Raw genomic sequence first — 19,437 nt, 5'->3', positions numbered from 1 at the left:
GACACCGCTTTCATCCGGCCAGGCCTTGCTGCTGGATCTGCCGATGTGTGTTTCCACGAGACCCAGCTCCACCAGCCGCTCCATCTGGCGGTCGCTGCCGACGGCGTGAACGCCGCCGCCGAGGCGTCCGCCAGGAACGGAGCCGTCGTCGTCCCGTTGACTCCAGAACAACAGAGGGAGGTCAACATGGCCATGGAAGATCGCGAGACCTTCAGCCTGATCGGGAGCGACAAGGTCGAGGGCACGAACGTGTACGGGGCCGACGGAGAAAAGGTCGGCTACATCGAGCGCGTCATGATCGACAAGGTCGGCGGAAAGGTGTCGTACGCCGTGCTCAGCTTCGGCGGCCTGCTCGGCATCGGCGATGATCATTATCCGCTGCCCTGGCAGGCGCTGAAATACGACACCAACCTCGGCGGTTATGTCACCGGCATCGCCCAGGACCAGCTCCGCGGCGCTCCCAAATACGCCGACGAGAGCAGTTGGAACTGGAGCGACCCGGCGACCACGCGCTCCGTGAACGCCTACTACGGTGTGCCGGTGGCTTGAGGCCGCACAGCACCCGCGGGCCGACGCGCCCGCCGCCACGCGAGACGACCGCATCGGTCGCCGAGGAGACCTGAAAAGTGAGTAATGCCGTTCGTGTTCTGGTCGTGGAGGATGAAGCGCTGATCTGCAGCTTCGTCGAGGACGTCTTGTCCGGCGGCGGTTTCGAGGCCTGCTCGGTCCATACGGGAGAGGCGGCCCTGTCGACCTTTCGCGACGGCCGCGAAGGGTGTCGGGCGCTGCTGACTGACGTCAACCTGGGTGATGGCATCAGCGGATGGGAGCTGGCGCGGCAGATAAGGGAAATCACGCCTGGCTTTCCCGTGGTCTACATGACGAGCGCCAGCGCGCCAGACTGGAAATCGCAAGGCGTCGATGGCAGCCTCCTGATCGAGAAGCCCTTTGCGCCGGCGCAATTGGCTGCCGCTGTCTCGCAGCTACTGGATACCCGAGCCTAGCCGGGTCGAACCGGGATCGTTGTGAGACTCCGATCCTTCGATCAAGCCCGCAATGGTGGGCGGCGGATCAGCGGATGGTCGAGCGCGCCGGCGATGCCTTGGCCTTGCATGCGGCCGCAGCGCAAGCCTCCGCTACCGCCATCCAGTCCCGCAGCAGGCCTTTGTCCTCCTTCGAAAAGACGCGCTCGGCCGGCTTGCGCGCAAATGCAAGGACGAGACCGATGTCTGAAGTGACCTACTATGTTCGCTTTGCCGTTCGTCCCTTCGCACCGGCCTTTACGCCCAAGAGCGAGCAATGAAAGTTCGAACTCCTAAAATACCGATCATGGTGCAGGTTGCGGACATACTTCGCCGGGCGCGCAAGCTTCCCCCCGGACCGGCCCGAAATGACCTTCGGCAACTAGCGCAGGGTTTGCTGAAGCTCCATCGGGCGGGCATTCGTGCAAGCGTGCAGATCATCGAAGACGCCACAACACACTGAACGCTGCGCTCAATTCACTTTGCGGTGCTTAACCACGCCAATTAAACGTGCGCAGGCGGAATGTCCGACTCTAGACCTTTGGGACATGCCCGCCTGTCCCAACGAAATACGGGGACCTAAGGTCGCCTTGCTAAGGCCTCTTTCCATCCGCCCATCGTAACTGGCTTCCATTGATTTAACTCAATGGCCCTTTTGGTTTTCATCTAACCACGGAACTCATGAACCAACCCGACCAACCAGCCCCAAGCAAAGGCGGCGTGCCGGAGCCAAAGCCTTCCCGCTCGGCGGAGGCGCGCCAGATTATCGAAGAGTACGCATCCGATCTGCGGGAGGATATCAAGAAGCTCCGCAGACATTTGAGTTGAGTCTCGCCTTGTTGGCGGCCTCTTCATGTCTGAGTGTGGCCCATCAGCAAAGTAGCTGCGCACCTCATTGACGTCCGCTCAGCGAGGCACGGCGGACTAGATTTGCTCAGGTTGAGTTCTTCGCATCTTGAAGCGAAGCGGACCACAGTGCCGACTCGTGTGAAGCGGTAAAAGCGAGGCCCGGCCTGAAATCACAGGCCCCGTGCCTGCGCGTTTTCGCAGGGCAATTGACGTCTGTTACAACACCTCAGCACGAACCTGGGCGACGCCACGGTTGGTAAACCCCAAGCTGCGCGCGGCGGCGAGCGAGAGGTCGATGACGCGACCGCGAATCTATGGTCCGCGATCGGTGATACGAACGACCACCGATTTGCTGTTCTTAAGGTCGGTAACGCGAACATGCGTGCCGAACGGCAGATTGCGATGAGCAGCAGTTTGAGCTGCTGCCGGTTTGATGGACACCAAGATTAGGTGTTTCATGAAGCCGGAGGTGGCGATGAAAAGACGGAAGTCCAGCCGCGAGTTCAAGGTCGAGGCGGTCAAGCTGGTGCGGGAACGTGGGGTGTCGGTGGCGCAAGCCGGCCGTGACCTGGATGTTCATGAGAACGTACTGCGCAAATGGGTGAAGGAGTTGGGCTCCGACTCGGCGCAAGCCTTTCCCGGCCACGGGCAGATGAAGCCGGAGCAGCAGGAGATCGAGCGGCTGCGCCGTGAGGTCGCCAAGCTGAAGGCCGAGCGGGATATCCTAAAAAAGGCCGCAGCCTACTTCGCGAAGGAAGCGACATGAAGTTCGCCTTCGTCGCGAAGCACCGGACGATCTGGCCGGTGGCATGGCTATGCGATGCGCTGGGAGTGTCGCGGTCGGGCTTCCATGCCTGGCTGAACCGCTCTCCCAGCGCCAGATCCCGCAGCGACGAGGAGCTCGGCGGCAAGGTCAAGGCCAGCTTCGCCGCCAGCGACCGCACCTATGGCGCACGCCGGGTGTGGCGTGACCTGCTCGCCGATGGGGCGGATTGCGGCCTGCACCGGATTGAGCGGCTGATGCGCCTGCAAGGCTTGCGGGCGCGGCCGCGACGTCGGCGCTTGCCGAAGGACAGCGGCGATCGACAGCTCGAGACCGTACCGGCGAACCTCCTTGACCGGCAGTTCGCCGCCGAGCGGCCGAACCAGAAGTGGATCGCCGACTTCACCTATCTCTGGACGGCCGAAGGCTGGCTCTATGTCGCAGCGGTGATCGACCTGTTCTCACGCCGCGTGGTGGGCTGGTCGATGAGTGCCGCCATGACGGCACAGCTCGTGACGGACGCATTGTTGATGGCCGTCTGGCGGCGCGGCAAGCCGGATGCGCTGTTGCATCACTCCGACCAGGGCAGCCAGGGCGGATTCAAACGGTCGTCGCAACACTCGGAGGTTGGAGGTTGCGATGAACGTTGTAAGGCGCCGATCGGCGCGGTCAGGACGAGCCCCATTGCCATCGCCAGGACGGCCGTCTGTTGCAGGACGCGATGAACAGAATAGATTTTGGCTGGCGATTGCCGCGGGGCTAAGCAGCGAGGATGCTGCGCTGGAAGCCGGATTGTCACAACCTGTCGGAAGCAGATTATTCCGAAAGGCGGGCGGCATGCCACCAGCGATGTTCAGATCTTCGGCAAAGGTACTCTCCGGGCGGTACCTCTCATTGGTAGAGCGCGAGGAGATCGCACTCCTCAAGGTGCAGGGCCATTCCAGGCAAGAGATTGGACGTCGCCTGGGGCGGGCTGCTTCGACAATATCCCGTGAACTGCGACGCAACGCGGCTACCCGCGGCGGCGGGTTGGAGTATCGGGCAACAACTGCCCAATGGCATGCGAATCGATCCGCCCGCCGACCCAAGCCGACCAAGCTTGCGCTCAATGCAACCTTGCGCACTTATGTGGAGGAGAGACTTGCTGGCGGCGTCGTAGCCCCGAGCGGCGCGCTCGTTCCTGGTCCCGCCGTTCTGTGGAAGGGCCGCCGGCATGGCCCACGCAAGGATCGGCGATGGGCCAAAGCCTGGAGTCCCGAGCAGATTGCCCGACGCTTGCCGATCGACTTCCCGGACGACAAGACGATGCGCATCAGCCACGAAGCTATCTATCAAGCTCTCTTCGTTCAGGGCCGTGGGGCGCTGCGCCGCGAGCTGACGGCCTGCTTGCGAACCGGGCGTGTATTACGGATGCCCAGGGCGCGCGTACGCAGGCGAGGCAAGGGGTTTGTCTCGCCGGAGATCATGATCAGTGAGCGCCCTGCTGAAGCTGCCGATCGAGCAGTGCCGGGACATTGGGAGGGAGACCTCATCCTCGGTCTTGGCAGCTCGGCAATCGGCACGCTGGTCGAGCGCACGACGCGCTTCACGATGCTATTGCACCTTCCCCGGTTGGCGGGGCACGGCGAAGCTCCGCGCGCGAAGAACGGACCTGCGCTCGCGGGACACGGGGCCGAGGCCGTGCGCGACGCGATCACGCGCACCGTCATCACCTTGCCCGAAGAACTGCGTCGCTCGCTGACCTGGGATCAGGGAGCCGAAATGGCTCAGCACGATCGTCTCAAGATCGATGCGGGTATCCAGGTCTACTTCTGCGACCCGCAAAGCCCTTGGCAGCGCGGTACTAACGAGAACACCAACGGGTTGCTGCGACAGTACTTCCCGAAAGGCACAGACCTCAGCATCCATAGCGCCGACGAGATATCCGCTGTGGCAGCGGCCCTCAATGCCCGTCCGAGAAAGACACTAGGCTGGAAAACGCCGGCGGAGGCGCTTGACGAATTGCTGTTATGAGTGAAAACAACTGGTGTTGCGACGACCGTTTGAATCCGCCCAGTACACCAGCGAGCAGTTCCAGCGCCTGATGGCCGACCACGGCATCGTTTGCAGCATGAGCCGCTCCGGCAACGTCTGGGACAACGCGGCGATGGAGAGCTTCTTCTCCTCGCTCAAGACCGAGCGTACGGCCAACAAGATTTATCGAACCAGAGATGAGGCACGCGCCGATGTGTTCGAGTACATCGAACGATTTTACAACACGACCCGCAGGCACTCGACCATCGGCTATCTCAGCCCGGTTGAGTTCGAGCGCAAGCTGGGGGATTAGCTTAACCGGGTGTCCATCAAACCGGCAGCAACTCAAAAAGAAAATGCCGCCCGGAAGCGGCTAGTTCTTGGTCTTCCCTCTTCTGCTTACTTCTTGAGGGCGTCGACGGCGTCCCGCGCTGCGTCCTTCACATCTCCAGCAGCGTTGTGCGCGGATCCCTTGGCCTTATCGATCTTGCCTTCAGCTTCCAGATCCTTGTCGCCACTGAGCTTGCCGGCACCTTCTTTGATCGCGCCTTTTACCTTGTCGGCAGCTCCCTTGACATGTTCGCGGTCCATTATCGTGTTCCTTTGCGTTCGGGAATAGGCCAACGAAAGCTTCGCGAAGTAGTTCCTCAAGGAGCGCCGGCGTACAACAACCTCGTGTGGCGAGGCAGCAGCCAAGTCGATCCCGAACGCCATTCCCACCCGATACGCGCACCTTCCTGTGGTATATGTTTGTTGGGCTGGGCAAGTTGAGCGTCCATGCAGACCGGGAAGCAATCGAATGGTTTCGGCGTAGCCTTGAGGCCAATCGAAATCACGCGCTGTCGCGTTTTCACTTTGCTACCGCGCTGGCGCTGGCGGGGAACTCAAGGAGGCGCGATCAGCCGCTGAAGCAGGACTCACCCTCGATCCCGGCTTCACAATTCGCCGCTGAGCGATCTGGGGTAGATTTCGGAGGCCGCGACGCCCGGTCAGGCGCTGAAGTTGATCAAGGACGACGCCCATCCGGATCCGACGTGGTCATGCCGGAGACGTCAGGGAGAACTGGCGGCGACACTAGGAAGCTTTGCGGCCTGGCCTGAAGGTTGCTTCACCACCGGCTACACACGGAACGCCATCGTGCATAGTTCTTGATCCAGCCACGCATCTTCTCTCCAAACCGTTCGCGATCAGTCAGCTTGCGAGAAAATACAGGAGATTTTCGACGAACCGCAACTGCATGACGATGGACATTGGAGATCCTGTCTCCATCAAACCAACGCGGGGCTGCTCTCATTCGAGTGGCGTCTCGCTGATATCGAGCAGAGCTCCGAGACCCTGGCGCAGGCGTCGGGAGGCGTGCGCCTCGGAAGCCAGGCCCAAGGCAAGCAGAGACCGGCCCGTCACCGCATAGACGTGACCAAATTCAAAGGTCGGCAATTGCGCTTCAGGCTGGTTGGTGTCGATCAGGCCCAACCAAGAGTGGCCTTCAGGCACCGCCGGCAGCGTGAAATTTACCACGTCATAGTGCGCGTTATAGACAAGAAGCATGGTTGCATCCGAGCCGCGGCGCTTGATACCTGTCTCTTGCGCACGGCCGTCCAGCAGCATGCCAAAACACTTCGCGTTGCCATCCTGCCACTGCTCGGTCATCATCTCTTCGCCGGACGGCGAAAGCCACGTGACGTCGTTGACGTCCAGCTCTTCATTGCGCGATCCCACCAGGAAACGGCTGCGATAAAGGATGGGAAAGGCCTTGCGCAAGGCGATCAACTTGCGGACAAATTCCCGCAGGGACCGGCCTTGCGAGGATATACCCATCCAGTTCAGCCACGTCGTCTCGTTATCTTGGGCATAGGCGTTATTGTTACCCGCCTGCGTATGGCCGAACTCATCGCCCGCAAGAAGCATCGGCGTGCCGTGGGACAGCAGCATCGTGGCAAGCAAGTTGCGCTTTTGGCGCTCGCGTAGAGAGGCGATTTCGGGATCGTCGGTTGGTCCCTCAGTTCCACAATTCCAGGAATGGTTGTTGCTGTGACCGTCGCGATTGTCCTCGCCATTGGCCTCGTTGTGCTTATCGTTATAGGAGACGAGGTCGTTCAAGTTGAAGCCATCATGTGCGGTGACGAAATTCACGCTCGCCCAAGGTCGGCGGCCGCGCTTGTTGAAAAGGTCGCCGGATCCCGAGAGGCGCTTGGCCAGATCCTGCATCGTGCCGGCGTCGCCCTTCCAGAAGGCGCGCGCCGTGTCTCGGAATTTGTCATTCCACTCGGCCCAACCGGGCGGGAACTGCCCCACCTGATAGCCGCCGGGACCAATGTCCCATGGTTCGGCAATCAGTTTTACCGACGACAGAACGGGGTCCTGCCGACATGCATCAAGAAACCCGCCGCCCTCATCAAAGCCATAAGGCTCTCGCGCCAAAATGGTGGCCAAGTCGAAGCGAAAGCCGTCGACCCGCATCTCGGTCGCCCAATAACGCAATGAGTCTGCAACCAGCTGAAGCACCCGTTGGTGCGATAGATTGACCGTGTTTCCGGTGCCGGTATCGTTAATGTAGTAACGCTTCTTGTCCGGCATCAGACGGTAATAACTGGCGTTGTCGATGCCTTTGAAAGAGAGGGTAGGCCCGAGTTCGTTGCCTTCAGCGGTGTGATTGTAGACCACATCTAGGATGACTTCGACACCATGGGCGTGAAATTGATTGACCATGGTTTTGAATTCGGACGGGAACGGCGTCTTCAGGTAACGCGGCTCCGGCGCGAAAAACCCGATCGAATTATACCCCCAGTAGTTGCGCAGGCCCTTTTCCGCCAGATAGCTGTCATCGACGAAGGCGTGGATTGGCAAAAGCTCAGCGCTCGTAATACCGAGCGATCGCAAGTAAGCGGGGACGTCCGGGTGTGCCAGACCAAGAAAAGTGCCGCGCTCCGCTTCGGGAATCAGGGGATGCAGTTGGGTAAAGCCCTTGACGTGCATCTCGTAGAAAATGGTTCGCTCCCACAGCACCTCCGGCTTGCGCGACGTTCCCCAGGTGAAAGCCGGGTCGATGACCCGGCACTTTTGCATCAAGGGGGCACTGTCGCGCGTATCGAACGATAAGTCTCTGTCCGGGCGATCGAGCTGATATCCAAATACTTCGGGTCCCCAAATCAGATTGCCAACCAGTTGCTTTGCGTAAGGGGCGAGCACCAGCTTATTGGGGTTGAAGCGATGACCGGCGTCCGGTTCATACGGACCGTAAACGCGGTAGCCGTAGACCGTGCCAGGCCGGGCCGACGTCAGGTAGCCATGCCAGACTTCATCGGTGTATTCGGGAAGTTCGATACGTTCGAGCTCGGTCGCGCCTGTCTCATCGAACAGGCAAAGCTCGACCTTCGTTGCGTGCGCCGAAAACAGCGCAAAATTGACCCCGAGGCCGTCCCACGTGGCTCCCAGGGGGAATGGCCTGCCCTCCGTCACACGAGAGCGCCGCAAGCTCGCGGCCGCGCGCGTCAATTCGTCACGAGATGATGTTTGTTCGTTCATTGCTGCCCCCAAAAGAACAGCCCCGCTAGGGGGCCTTTTCGTTCATTGAGATGTCGGATGCTGCCGGATCGGACCCTACTACGGTCACGATTACCGCAGCCGGTGGAAGCTGCGGCGGCTGCGGAATGATGCTCGCGCGCTGCGCCGTCGCTTCTTTGCCGATAGCGGAAATCGAGTTGCCGATCCGTCCGACAATTGCGCTCAGCTCTGTCTCCGAAAGACGTAACCGCTTTTTTATCAGGCGCACTTGCGCGCGGTCACCGAGATCAAGCTTGTTTCGAATTGGCTGTGGCTTTGATCGAAGCATGGCATCCTCACGGTCTTTAGCCGTAACAAGGACTTGAGAGCGAAGTTCCTGGCGATCCTCAAATCCGAGTGGCAAGAGGAGCAACGGCTTCCAACATCCTCCGCCATCCGGGGGGCCTTGCGGCTGGCGAAAAGAGAAAAACCCCGGCCAAGGGACGCGGGGTTCTTCAAAGCCGACATCACCGGGGGAAGCGTTGTCAGCACCACTGATACGCCGCACCAACCTCTGGGGGCCGGCGGTGGTTCCGCGCCTTACGCCGCGGTCGAGGCTTTTTTATTGACGTCCTTGCGCAGGGCGATCGTATTGAGCTTCGTATTTGCCGCCTTTTCCTCATTCAAATTGGTGGTAAGGAACCGGACGATATCCTGGTGCCCCAATTCTTCCGCCCACGCAATCAGCGTTCCGTAGCGGCACATTTCGTAGTGTTCGACCGCTTGCGAATTGGCCACGATGGCGGCATCGAGAACCGCTTTGTCTTCAATCTCGCCGGCCGTCTCGTTCGCCTCTTTGATGATGCCGTCAATCGCCGGGCATTGGGTGCCGCTCGGCTCCTTTCCGAGCTTCGCGAAGACCTTCTGAAGGCGCTCAACCTGCTTCTGGGTCTCCTCCAGGTGGCTCCGAAGGCCGGTCGCCAAATCGCGATTGGTCGCCAGATCGATCATCTTCGGCAAAGCTTTCATGATCTGCTGTTCGGCGTAATAGATGTCCTGAACGCCGTGAAGCAGCAGGTCGTCCATCGTCTTGATGTCTTTCGTGAATAAACCCATCCGATCCTCCTTTGAAACAACCTGCAACGCGGCGTAGGGTTACGGTTCCTCGATCACCCGGCGGCCGGCGAGCGGGCGAGTGGACAGTTCGGCGCCCCGAGGAACGAGGGATGATTGACCACGTTCGCCTATCATGTCTCGCTACTTCTTCAGTATCGCAAACGGTCACCCCTTCGAAGATAACGAGGGTACCGAGTTGCCTGACGACACGGCAGCTTGGCGCGAGGCGGTCCTCACCGTGCGGGACATCGAGAGCGCTCTGATCCCCGGCGGGTGCTGGACGCTTGAAGTGAGGCGTGACGGCGAGATCATATTCCGGATTGATATACAGGCAACGACGACGACCGCTAACTTGTAGGCTTCAAATGCAGGTAGCCGTCTTCGAAGCTGCCGAAGGCTTCCAGCTTCGCGCGTTCCAGAATGCGAAAGCGACCGCGCTGTACTTCGACGAAGCCCTCACGGCGCAGTTCCTGCAAGACCCGGTTCACATGGACCGCTGAAAGGCCCAGGCAATCGCCGAGATCGGCCTGGGTGATCGGAAAGACGAATTCATCATCCTTTGCCTGCCCGATCACTTCCAACCGGCGATAGAGTTCCATCAGCAAATGGGCCACGAGCATTCGCAGGCCGTGCGCCCACATTGACGATCCATTCCCGAAATATGGCAGCATCAATGAGTGTTTCGCGCCAAAAGGCGTCCGCCACAGCAGGTTGTGCGCGACCAAGCGCTTTGACCGCGTCGTGCGAGATCAAACCGACCACGCATGGCGTCATCATTATAAGGTCGTGGTCCATCACATGCAGGTACAAGCTCTGCATATCCGGGATTTCGCCTGGAATATGCAGAGATAGGACCTGCCGCCGTCCATCGATGATTGTTTTGGCCCGGTAGGCGAAGCCACTAAACAACAAGCAGCAGTCGGTTGGCCTGTCTCCGTCGGCGACAATGCGTTGCTGTGCCTCAAGATCACGCCGGCGTATCGGCAGCGCCTCGATGGCTTGTACATCATCCTCACTCAGATTGTTCGAAACCTTCAACTTCGTAACAAGTGCTGCGGCTAAGGCGGTCATGGGGCGGCCCTATGAACTGGACAAGCGAGCATATCCAAAAATAAAAGAAACCCAGCGGTCAAATGTGATTTCTTCCCAAATGTTAAAGTAATCGCTGTTCCCCATCACGCAAAACAGGAAGCCGGGTTCGGTAAAAAAGAAAGATGGTCGCCTCTCGTCACCACCGCCTCTTCTTAGGAACAACGTCTCGGACTGCCGGTTCGAGAAGTATCTTTCTCACACCGTTGAGGCGTTCAATGTACCACCATGTCAAAAAGCTGATGTTCACCGTGCGTGTCGACGAGCCCGACGTGCGGTTCGGCAACATGTTGCTCGAGCAATTCGGCGGCGCCAACGGCGAGTTGGCCGCAGCCATGCAATATTCCATTCAGGGACTCAACTGCGAGGATCCCGACCGCAAGGATCTTCTGATGGATATCGGCACCGAGGAACTCAGTCACCTTGAGGTGGTCGGCACCCTGGCCCGCATGCATCTGAAGCCCGCCAAGTTCGATCGCGAGGCGGCCGAGGCTGATCCCTTAATCGCCATTGCGGGAGGCGGCGGCGTCAATCTGTTCAATTCCCAAGGCAACGCCTGGACGGCGGATTATCTCAAGATCACCGGTGAACTTGATGTCGATTTGCGCAGCAACATCGCCGCCGAGGCGCGGGCCAAAATCGTCTATGAGCGTCTCATCAATTTCTGCGACGATGCCGGGACCAAGGAGGCGCTTCAGTTCTTGATGACCCGCGAAATCACCCACATGAAGGCGTTTTCTGCTGCACTGGAAAGCATGAACAAGCCCGCCTTCAGCATTGGCCGCATCGCGCCCACACCGGGCCTGGTCAATCAGTTTTTCAACGACTCGACTGGCACCGGCGATCACGGCGAAATCGATACACGCGGCCCCTGGAATGAGGGCAGCGATTGGGTGTTCACAGAATCTCCGGCCATCCAAGCGGGCGGCGAGACCGCACCGTCAGCAATCGTCGCTGAGAGCTCGTCACCTGTCGATGAAGCCGGCCTTGGCGACCTTTTGATCGACCAGCTTCGCGATATTCTGCATGCTGAAAAGCAGCTCACCAAGGCCCTGCCAAAGATGGCCGAAGCCGCGCGGTTCGATCAGCTGCGGGAGCTGTTTGAACAACATCTCACCGAGACCGAAGCGCAGGTCGAACGTATCAACGAGTGCTTCGGATTGCTTGGCAAATTGGCGCGCGCCAAGCCCTGCAAAGGGATGGCCGGCCTCGTCGAAGAAGGCCAGGAAGTCATCGCCGAGGGCGAGGACAAGGAAGATGCCGCGGCCGATCTCGCCCTTATCGGCGCCGCCCAACGCGTCGAGCATTATGAGATTGCCGGCTATTCGACGGCGCGCAGCCTGGCGCAGCAACTGCGGCACAGTCAAATCGTCAACCTTCTCGCGAAATCGCTGGCCGAAGAGGAAAACGCGGATCAACTGCTCAATCAGGTCGCGCGCTCTTTGATGTCCATCGCAAAGATGCCGGCCGCTATTGAGCGGACTGAGTAAGAGACACGAAAGAGGTGAGGGCACTTATGCCCTCTCCAGATCGTTGCCGCCGGCATGGAATCGCGGAGCGACGCGTTTTCACCCACAGCAAATCGTCGATAAGTTTGCCGAGCGGGGGCAGCCTTTGAGACCATACCCCTGCTCACGCTGCGAGCGTGTCGTCGGACGGGACTCGCAGCGAACTCGTTCGCCGAGCTGGCGGAGCGGCCCGCTCCATGCCTGCGTGTCTTACGCAGCGGGGTGCTGGCACAGTCCCTTTGCGGCTTCAACTGGGATCGTGGCTTTGGCGCGCCAGTTACCGTGTAGAGTATTTATTTGCATTCGGAGCAGCGGTCGACGGTCTTGCGGTCGCGCCTGAGTTCGCCGTGCCCGTTGCTCCCGCACGGGAGGGAGTTGATGCGCCCGAACCTCCGGTACCCGTGGTGGACGCCGCACCGCCTGCGCTTCCGCTGGCGGATCCGCCGGCAGCACCGCCTCCGCCGCCTTGGGCGAAGGCCGCACAGGGAATGGCGATAGCCAGAACAAGTGCAATGTGTGAGGGCTTCGTGGCGTGAACTCCGACCGAGCTGGCTTGTGCATTTCGTTCCTATCGCGGATGACCCGGCTGCAGGCAACGCGCTGGGGAGCTGATCTGCACCGCCAATTGCGGAAGGCCGGTGAGGCAGTATTCAAGGGGCGGGGGAGCGGAATAGGAACACGTTTCACCTGAAAGGGAGACGCCAATGAAACACCTGATGCTCACTGCAGCCTGTGTCTTTGCGCTTGCAACGACCAGCGCCTATGCCCAGACCAGTCAGCCCGCACCTGGTGCGTCGGGGCAGGGCGAAGTCGGTCCGTCGGCCGCCGGCACGAAATAAAGCACAACTGGGATGAACAATGACGCATCGAAGGGGATGAAAGGCGCCGATCCATCCGGCCAGGGCGGCTCCGGCCCCGGTAGCGACCAGGGTGGCACTAAAGCCGCGCCCCACAAGTAGTGCAAGCGGGCTGGCAATTTGCGGAGCCCTTCTCACTGCTGATTGGGTTAAATTTTGCGATAGGCGCGCGCCGTTGCAAAATGAATTCCCGCCCGGCCGGCTTCGTTTTGCATATTGTGTTGGGAGCTTTGTTGAGCCATTGCGGGTGCCGCTCCCGTCGCGAGGACGATTGCTGTAATTGCGAGTCTCATGGTGGTTCTCCTGAGTTGTCTTCCGATAACCGTGTAGTATTGTCGTATTGGCAGCCCAGACCGGAAACGGAGGGATGAGTCACCCGCTACCGACTTCGGCACCCGGCGCTGATGCAACGACCGCCGCCATCCTGGTTGAGACGCTGATCTACTGGGCGGCGCGACCCACGCGTCCGGCCAAGAAGTCACCGATCCCGAGGCGGCACACGGGCGACAATACTGCGCCTGTTGAAGATGCCCGACGGTACTACGACAATCTATACTATTCGCGTGGAACGCGGTCTTCGCTAAAGCATCTTCCTCAAAGCCTGGGCATCGGCAGGCGCCGCACTCTTTTGGTCATTGTCGAAATAGACGTAAACGTCGCAACCTTGCCGCTTCCAAGACTTCACGCGTTTGGCCCATTGGGCAAGCGCCATCTGCGAGTAATGACCGTGGTAGCGTCCGCTTGGACCATGTCCACGGACATAAACGAAGTCGGAGGTGCGTTTCCATGGGGCTGGCGCATCGTGATGGTCGGATAGACAGAGTGAGATATTCTCGTCGGACAGCATTCGGAGAATCCTCGGCTGATACCAGCTTGGGTGACGAAATTCGAAGCTATAGCGACGTTTCCTGGACAAGAGCTTGAAGAACGAGCCGAGCCGCTCGGGATCCACCTCGAACTGAGGCGGAAGCTGAAACAGGATCGGCCCCGCCTTGCCGCGCAAGAGGGAAATGCTGTCTTCTAGCAGCTCGAGACTGTTTTCGGAGCGACCGGAAAGACGTTTCCAGTGCGTGATGAACTTCGACGCCTTCCAGGCAAAGACAAAATCGCGGCCAGTCTGTTTTCGCCACGCCGTCACTGCCTCCGGCGTCGGCGTGCGGTAGAACACCCCGTTCAGCTCCGTGGTGTCGAACTGCTCGGCATAGTAGCGCAGCTGGTCCTTGATCCGGACCTCCCGAGGATAGAACGGACCTCGCCAGGATGCGTAATGCCAGCCCGAGGTGCCGATTAGAATGCGTGCCATTCGAACGTCGTCCAATCTTATCGGCATTGCCAAATCGGCCGTGCATGACGCTTCCAAAGAACTATCGACTCCCCGACCAGGGCGATGTTCCTGATTTTGAGGAACTGGCGATGATCTCTCAGGTTTTCCATTAACAAACTTTATGTTGAGGACCCCGGCATGCGGCAGAAAGCGAAGATTGAAAAATACGATGCGCCGGCCGGCGGCTGGGGCTCGCTCAGTGCGGTGGCGCACATCCTCACGCAGGAAGAGGTTGCACTTCTCGGCAGCGAGATACTGCTGAAGCAGAACAAGGCTGGCGGCTTCATGTGCGTGAGCTGCTCCTGGGCCAAGCCGGCGGAGCCGCGCATGTTCGAGTTCTGCGAGAACGGAGCCAAGGCGACTGCTTGGGAGATAACAGGTAAGACCGTCACGGCGGATTTTTTCGCGCAACACACGCTTACCGAGCTGCGAGCCTGGTCTGATCACCAATTGGAGGAGAAGGGGCGCCTGACGACGCCAATGCGCTACGATCCCGGCAGCGACAAATATCTGCCCGTCGACTGGAGCGAGGCCTTTCGGGAGATTGGCGCAGAATTGAATGCGCTCGATCCACGCTCAGTCATCATGTACACCTCCGGCCGTGCCTCGCTCGAAGCGAGCTATATGTACCAGCTGTTCGGCCGGATGTACGGCACCAACAACTTCCCTGACAGCTCGAACATGTGCCACGAAACGACATCGGTGGCGTTGCCGGAAGTCATCGGCGTACCGGTCGGAACGGTACTGCTGACAGACTTCGACGAGACCGATTGCATCTTCTTCTTCGGTCACAACACCACGACGAACGCGCCGCGCATGCTGCATCCGCTCCAGGAGGCGGCGCAGCGCGGCGTACCGATCGTGACATTCAATCCGCTCCGGGAGCGCGGACTGGAGCGCTTCGTCAATCCGCAAAGTCCCGTCCAGATGATTGCGGGCGGCACGCGCATCAGCTCGCAATATCATCAGGTGCGGATCGGGGGCGATGCCGCAGCCATTGCCGGCATCTGTAAATGGATCGTCGAGTCGGATGACCTCGCACGAACGAACGGTGGTCCGCGTGTGGTCGATGTGGCGTTCATCGAACAGCATACGGCCGGCTTCGATGAATTTGCCGCGTTCTGCCGCGCCCAGGATTGGGGCCAGATCGAACGAGCATCGGGACTTTCACGAACCGCCATGCTCGACGCGGCAAACACCTATATGGCGGCCAATGCCGTCATCGCCAATTACGGCATGGGCATCACCCAGCACAAGCACGGTGTCGAAACCGCCAAGATGATCGTCAATCTGCTGCTCTTGCGCGGCAATATCGGCAAGCCTGGCGCGGGGATTTCCCCGATTCGCGGACATTCCAACGTGCAGGGCCAGCGTACCGTCGGCATCTCCGAAAAGACCAAACTTGTGCCGCTCGACAAGCTCGCCGAACTCTACGGCTTCGAGCCGCCGCGATGGGACGGCCTTTCGACCGTGGATGCCTGCGAGGGCATTTTGAAAGGAGATGTGCGCGGCTTCGTCAGCCTTGGCGGCAACTTTGTGCGCGCAATCCCGGAGCGATCACTGATGGAGCCCGCATGGTCGGGCCTGCGCCTGTCGGTCCAGATCGCGACAAAACTCAATCGCAGCCACATCGTCCCGGGCGAGGTGACGTATCTGCTGCCGTGTCTCGGTCGGATCGAGATCGACCAGCAGGCAAGCGGCCCGCAGGCCGTATCGATGGAGGATTCGACAACCTGCATTCATGGCTCGCGCGGTCAGCGCCAGCCGGTCGCTGACAATCTCTTGTCAGAGCCGGCGATCGTCGCCGCGCTGGCCAAAGCCACGCTGGGGCCCAATCCCGCGGTCGACTGGGATGCCTGGGTCGCGGATTATGCGCAGGTGCGGGACGCCATTGAACGCACCTATCCGGATCAGTTCAAGGATTTCAACGAACGCATGTTTGAACCCGGTGGCTTCCCTCGGCCGCTGCCAGCCCGCGAGCGCAAGTGGAAGACGCCCAATGGCAAGGCGAATTTCACCGTGCCGAAGGCGGCGTTCGCGCCGCCGCGCGATGGCGACGGCATCTATGAGCTGATGACGATGCGTGCCGATGGTCAGTTCAACACGACGATTTACACGGAAGACGATCGATTCAGGGGCATCCAGGGCAGTCGGTATGTCGTCCTGATGAACCCAGCGGATATGGAGGACGACGGGCTGAAGTCCGGAGATACCGTCACGTTGGTCACTGAAGCGGGCGATGGTGTCGAACGGAGCCTGAGCGAACTTCAGGTCGTGCCCTACGATATTCCGCGCAAGAGCCTCGCCGGCTACTACCCGGAATGCAATGGCCTGATCCCGCTGTGGCACTATGCCGAAGGAAGCAAGGTGCCCGCGGCGAAGTCCGTTCCGGTGCGCCTGTTCCAGGATATGATTCCGGAGATCATCGAAGGCGGCGAGATTCCGATCTCGACGGGCTGAGCCCGGCTGCAGAGCCAGTGCCTTTCGTATCGTCGATAGGCCCCGAGCTCGCCATTGGCCCACAGGTGAATAGAAACTTCGACGGTCCTTCCGAATTGAACCGTCATCGACTTGATGATTGGAGTTTGAGATGAAGAAGATCGGATTAGTTGGAGCCGCTGTCGCCGTGATTACAACAGTCGCGGTCACCCCCGCCGACGCACATTGGCGCGGCGGCGGATTTGGCGGCCCGGGCATCGGCTTCGGAATCGCAGCCGGAGCACTCGCGGCAGGAGCTTACGGCGCCTACGGTCCTTACGGATATGGTCCGGGCTATGGCCCCGGCTACGCTTATGGCCCCGCTTACGCCTACGGCCCCGGCTATGCTTACGGCGGACCTTACTACGGTCATCGACGGTAGTATCGCCATCATCGACACTGGTGATCTGATCACGGCGGACTCGGCGTCGGCAGCGAACGAGGAGAGAATGCGCGGGCGCCTCTGGCTGATCTCAGCAGTCTTCGCGATCGTCGCCGCCGCTGTGGGGATCTGGTTCCTGACTGCGCCCGCGCGTTTCACCACAACGGAGGTCGGCGGTGTCTGTGATACCGCCGGCGATGCTGCGCGCGGGAAGCTCGTCTTTGCGGCCGGCGACTGCGCGTCTTGCCATGCCTCGCCGGGCCAAGCTGATCGCATGCATCTTGGCGGCGGATTGGCGCTGGCCTCGCCTTTCGGGACGTTTCGTGCACCCAATATCTCGATGGACCCGGTAGACGGGATTGGAAGCTGGACCGCAAGAGACCTTGCCAACGCGTTGCTGCGCGGAGTTTCTCCAGATGGCCGCCACTATTATCCCGTATTTCCGTATTCGAGCTTCACGCACATGCGCTCCGAGGACGTCCAGGATCTCATGGCCTACCTGCGCACGCTCCCGGCCGTGAAGGGGCGTGCGCCCGATCACGAGCTCAACTTGGTTTTCGGTGTTCGGCGCTTTGTCGGGTTCTGGAAGCTGCTCTACTTCGAGCCGGGTCCGATCATGGCCGATGCCGGGCATGACGATTCCTGGAATCGGGGCCGATATCTGAGCGAGGCGCTGGCTCACTGCGCGGAATGCCATTCATCACGTGACCTGTTCGGCGGCATCAAATCAGCCACCCGTTATGCCGGGGGGCAGGATCCCGAAGGTACCGGCTTCTATCCGAATATAACGCCGGCGCGCATCGGTGATTGGTCGGAGCAGCAGGTGGCGGAGATGTTGCAGACCGGGAATACGCCCAATCATGGCCGCGTGGGCTCGTCGATGGCCGATGTTATCAGGAATACGGCGATGTTGCCGGACAGCGATCGCAAGGCGATCGCCGTTTATGTTAAGTCGCTGCCGCCGCGACCGACGCCTCGTCCCTGATCCTCACTGCGCATAGAGATAGGCCGCGACATCGCGTGCCTCCGCCTCGCTGATCCCCGTGGCCGGCATTGCTGTCCTCGGCGAGAAGACCTGCGGCGTCACGATCCATCGAATGAGATTGTCCGGCGAGTTGGTCACTACGCCTGCGATATAGACGCGTTGACGGAGGCCGGCGAGGGAGCTTCCGACCTGGCCGTCACCGCCGGGAATGCCGTAGATGGTATGACATCCGGCACAACCATAGCGGCGGATCAGGGCGGGCGCCCGGGCTGGGTCGCCCGCGGTCATGGCCCGGGCGGTATTCTCGGTCTCCTTGCGGAAACTTTGGGCGACGCCGCCTGCGACGGCCAACGCAGTCAGAGCGCAGGCCGCGACGACCATGGCAATAAGCATTCTACTAAGCGTGAATGGCATCGGACCGCTCCGTTTGTTTCGCGGCACGCCTGATCCACAGCGCAATCAGGGCAAGGGCCGCGCCGGCATAGATCGTTCCCGCCGGCACCCACATGATGATGCCAGCCAGTTGCTGATCCTCCAGGGGAGTCAGGCCCCACTCGGCCGCGGCCGCCTGCTGCTCCCGGTAGAGCAGATGCGGCGCAAGTGCCATCAAGGCGCCGAGGACGCTGCTGTGCAGCATGGTGATGAAGACATGCCAGGCGGCGGCACCGGTTTCGCTGCGCCTGAACACTGACCACCAGAACAGGACGGCCGTCAGGAAAAAGCTGAGATGCTGCAGCCGGTGCAGGACGAGGTTGGAGACGGCTGCATCGAACAGGAGCGGCGCGTGCCAGCCCCAGATCGCCATTCCGTGCAGGATCGTGGCGGTGAGACCGGCGCTGAGAAAGCCCCACACGGCGTCGGTGGCAGGCAGTCGCATCCAGCGGCCGACCGACAAGCGAACCCGGCGGGGCAGAGACCACAGCAGCGTTCCAACCGGTCGCGCTATCACGAGCAATGGGGCGGATACCGCCATCAGGATCTCGTGCTCGATCATGTGAAAGCTGAGCAGGCGCTCGCCCAGCCAGTGCAGCGGCGACAGGAGCGCTGCGGTCAGCGAGAGCCAGCCGGCCGTGCAGGCAACGACCTGCCAGAGTCCGGCACTAGGACCACGAGCTCGTTGCTTGAGCAGGACAAACGCGCCGACGCCGTACGTGAAACCGAAAACGATCAGAGGGAGGACGATCCAGGGATCGAGCGTCCAACGCGCGCCGCTCACGTTCGGCGGCAGCTCGTGGGCATGTGCCGCGCCACTCGCCAGCAGGCCAGCTGTGATTGCCGCTATCTTTCGCATCCCGTCAACACCAGAGAGGCGATGCTCTGCATCGCAAGAGCAAAGGTGAAGAGGCAAGCGGAAAGGGCGCTGACCGCTCTGGCGAAATCGATCGTATGAGCCGGCGCGCTCGCCACACCCAGCCTTGGTGTCCAAGACCACGACGCGACGCCCGACAGAGCCGTCAAGGCCGCGCCTGCAAAGGATATGATGGCAGAGATATGCAGCGGTGACCGGCAATCGACATCGGGCAGGATTGGTCCGAGCTGCATGTTGACGGCCCAGATCATCGAGGCGA

General features: G+C 60.5%; 20 protein-coding genes and 3 pseudogenes. 11 read left to right on the top strand and 12 right to left on the bottom strand.

Annotation, left to right across the window (positions count from 1 at the left end):
• Window positions 1–186: 186 nt before the first annotated feature.
• On the top strand, window positions 187–549 hold the full coding sequence (locus AB7245_RS45100; RefSeq protein WP_085398621.1) for a PRC-barrel domain-containing protein: 363 nt from the start codon (window positions 187–189) through the stop codon (window positions 547–549).
• Between the two features lie 77 nt (window positions 550–626).
• Entirely contained in the window at window positions 627–1,004 is a 378-nt protein-coding gene (locus tag AB7245_RS45095; protein WP_085398616.1) for a response regulator, read from the top strand.
• 1,083 nt (window positions 1,005–2,087) lie between these two features.
• On the opposite strand, the pseudogene AB7245_RS45090 reads toward AB7245_RS45095, so the two are convergent.
• Window positions 2,088–2,291, bottom strand: a pseudogene (locus AB7245_RS45090) (septal ring lytic transglycosylase RlpA family protein); the annotation flags it as partial.
• A 55-nt stretch (window positions 2,292–2,346) separates the two neighbouring features.
• Here AB7245_RS45090 and AB7245_RS45085 point away from each other — a divergent pair.
• The 3 genes and pseudogenes from AB7245_RS45085 to AB7245_RS45075 form a co-directional block, all read left to right on the top strand.
• A pseudogene (locus AB7245_RS45085) lies at window positions 2,347–3,227 on the top strand (IS3 family transposase); the annotation flags it as partial.
• Window positions 3,228–3,273: 46 nt separating this feature from the next.
• A complete protein-coding gene (locus AB7245_RS45080) occupies window positions 3,274–4,647 on the top strand; it encodes an IS30 family transposase (RefSeq protein WP_210168703.1) in 1,374 nt (457 codons plus the stop codon).
• A 37-nt stretch (window positions 4,648–4,684) separates the two neighbouring features.
• Window positions 4,685–4,960: pseudogene (locus AB7245_RS45075) on the top strand (IS3 family transposase); the annotation flags it as partial.
• An 86-nt stretch (window positions 4,961–5,046) separates the two neighbouring features.
• On the opposite strand, the gene AB7245_RS45070 reads toward AB7245_RS45075, so the two are convergent.
• The 4 genes from AB7245_RS45070 to AB7245_RS45055 all read right to left on the bottom strand — a co-directional run bounded on the left by AB7245_RS45070 (window position 5,047) and on the right by AB7245_RS45055 (window position 9,246).
• Complete coding sequence (locus AB7245_RS45070) at window positions 5,047–5,238, bottom strand: CsbD family protein (RefSeq protein WP_231145709.1); 192 nt, start codon at window positions 5,236–5,238, stop codon at window positions 5,047–5,049.
• Between the two features lie 699 nt (window positions 5,239–5,937).
• The gene (gene glgX, locus AB7245_RS45065; protein ID WP_439035822.1) at window positions 5,938–8,172 is read right to left on the bottom strand and encodes a glycogen debranching protein GlgX; all 2,235 of its coding nucleotides are present in this window, start codon (window positions 8,170–8,172) and stop codon (window positions 5,938–5,940) included.
• Between the two features lie 25 nt (window positions 8,173–8,197).
• Window positions 8,198–8,479 (bottom strand): DUF3606 domain-containing protein, encoded by a 282-nt coding sequence (locus tag AB7245_RS45060; RefSeq protein WP_231145711.1) that lies wholly within the window; start codon window positions 8,477–8,479, stop codon window positions 8,198–8,200.
• 251 nt (window positions 8,480–8,730) lie between these two features.
• Window positions 8,731–9,246 carry a YciE/YciF ferroxidase family protein gene (locus AB7245_RS45055; protein WP_231145712.1) on the bottom strand — a complete coding sequence of 172 codons (516 nt, stop codon included), beginning with the start codon at window positions 9,244–9,246 and terminating at the stop codon, window positions 8,731–8,733.
• Between the two features lie 133 nt (window positions 9,247–9,379).
• Here AB7245_RS45055 and AB7245_RS45050 point away from each other — a divergent pair, with 133 nt between their 5' ends.
• Complete coding sequence (locus AB7245_RS45050; protein ID WP_425364325.1) at window positions 9,380–9,604, top strand: DUF6894 family protein; 225 nt, start codon at window positions 9,380–9,382, stop codon at window positions 9,602–9,604.
• On the opposite strand, the gene AB7245_RS45045 is transcribed toward AB7245_RS45050, so the two are convergent.
• On the bottom strand, window positions 9,594–9,845 hold the full coding sequence (locus tag AB7245_RS45045) for a Crp/Fnr family transcriptional regulator (RefSeq protein ID WP_231145713.1): 252 nt from the start codon (window positions 9,843–9,845) through the stop codon (window positions 9,594–9,596). The two genes, AB7245_RS45050 and AB7245_RS45045, sit on opposite strands and share 11 nt — an antisense overlap.
• A complete protein-coding gene (locus tag AB7245_RS45040; protein ID WP_439035821.1) occupies window positions 9,799–10,317 on the bottom strand; it encodes a Crp/Fnr family transcriptional regulator in 519 nt (172 codons plus the stop codon). The genes AB7245_RS45045 and AB7245_RS45040 overlap by 47 nt, the downstream gene beginning before the upstream one ends.
• A 236-nt stretch (window positions 10,318–10,553) precedes the next feature.
• Here AB7245_RS45040 and AB7245_RS45035 point away from each other — a divergent pair, with 236 nt between their 5' ends.
• The gene (locus AB7245_RS45035; protein WP_283019012.1) at window positions 10,554–11,825 is read left to right on the top strand and encodes a DUF892 family protein; all 1,272 of its coding nucleotides are present in this window, start codon (window positions 10,554–10,556) and stop codon (window positions 11,823–11,825) included.
• 722 nt (window positions 11,826–12,547) lie between these two features.
• Window positions 12,548–12,682, top strand: coding sequence for a hypothetical protein (locus AB7245_RS45030; RefSeq protein ID WP_425364326.1), 135 nt, complete (start codon window positions 12,548–12,550; stop codon window positions 12,680–12,682).
• Between the two features lie 167 nt (window positions 12,683–12,849).
• Here the strand turns inward: AB7245_RS45030 and AB7245_RS45025 are convergent, their stop codons facing one another.
• Both AB7245_RS45025 and AB7245_RS45020 read right to left on the bottom strand, forming a co-directional pair.
• A complete protein-coding gene (locus AB7245_RS45025) occupies window positions 12,850–12,993 on the bottom strand; it encodes a hypothetical protein (RefSeq protein WP_231145716.1) in 144 nt (47 codons plus the stop codon).
• A 287-nt stretch (window positions 12,994–13,280) separates the two neighbouring features.
• On the bottom strand, window positions 13,281–14,003 hold the full coding sequence (locus AB7245_RS45020; protein ID WP_439035820.1) for a DUF72 domain-containing protein: 723 nt from the start codon (window positions 14,001–14,003) through the stop codon (window positions 13,281–13,283).
• 159 nt (window positions 14,004–14,162) lie between these two features.
• Between AB7245_RS45020 and AB7245_RS45015 the strand changes: the two genes are divergently transcribed.
• The 3 genes from AB7245_RS45015 (at window position 14,163) to AB7245_RS45005 (ending at window position 17,869) form a co-directional block, all read left to right on the top strand.
• Window positions 14,163–16,484 (top strand): FdhF/YdeP family oxidoreductase, encoded by a 2,322-nt coding sequence (locus AB7245_RS45015; protein WP_231145718.1) that lies wholly within the window; start codon window positions 14,163–14,165, stop codon window positions 16,482–16,484.
• A gap of 130 nt (window positions 16,485–16,614) precedes the next feature.
• Window positions 16,615–16,884 carry a hypothetical protein gene (locus AB7245_RS45010; RefSeq protein ID WP_354266342.1) on the top strand — a complete coding sequence of 90 codons (270 nt, stop codon included), beginning with the start codon at window positions 16,615–16,617 and terminating at the stop codon, window positions 16,882–16,884.
• Between the two features lie 67 nt (window positions 16,885–16,951).
• Window positions 16,952–17,869, top strand: coding sequence for a c-type cytochrome (locus tag AB7245_RS45005; RefSeq protein ID WP_354266383.1), 918 nt, complete (start codon window positions 16,952–16,954; stop codon window positions 17,867–17,869).
• A 3-nt stretch (window positions 17,870–17,872) separates the two neighbouring features.
• On the opposite strand, the gene AB7245_RS45000 is transcribed toward AB7245_RS45005, so the two are convergent.
• Genes AB7245_RS45000 through AB7245_RS44990 form a run of 3 tightly spaced genes read right to left on the bottom strand, consistent with a single transcriptional unit; the run spans window position 17,873 to window position 19,429 of the window.
• Window positions 17,873–18,283: a c-type cytochrome gene (locus tag AB7245_RS45000; RefSeq protein WP_439035819.1), complete on the bottom strand. Its 411-nt coding sequence runs from the start codon at window positions 18,281–18,283 to the stop codon at window positions 17,873–17,875.
• Window positions 18,267–19,160 carry a cytochrome c oxidase assembly protein gene (locus tag AB7245_RS44995; RefSeq protein ID WP_283019027.1) on the bottom strand — a complete coding sequence of 298 codons (894 nt, stop codon included), beginning with the start codon at window positions 19,158–19,160 and terminating at the stop codon, window positions 18,267–18,269. Before AB7245_RS44995 ends, AB7245_RS45000 begins: the two co-directional genes overlap by 17 nt.
• Complete coding sequence (locus AB7245_RS44990) at window positions 19,148–19,429, bottom strand: hypothetical protein (RefSeq protein WP_231145772.1); 282 nt, start codon at window positions 19,427–19,429, stop codon at window positions 19,148–19,150. The genes AB7245_RS44995 and AB7245_RS44990 overlap by 13 nt, the downstream gene beginning before the upstream one ends.
• Between the last annotated feature and the right edge of the window lie 8 nt (window positions 19,430–19,437).

It is taken from the genome of Bradyrhizobium sp. 604_D8_N2_3 (assembly GCF_051810765.1).
Classification (GTDB): domain Bacteria; phylum Pseudomonadota; class Alphaproteobacteria; order Rhizobiales; family Xanthobacteraceae; genus Bradyrhizobium; species Bradyrhizobium barranii.
The sequence above is the reverse complement of the archived record's forward strand: the minus strand, read 5'-3'. Positions and strand labels throughout refer to the sequence as shown.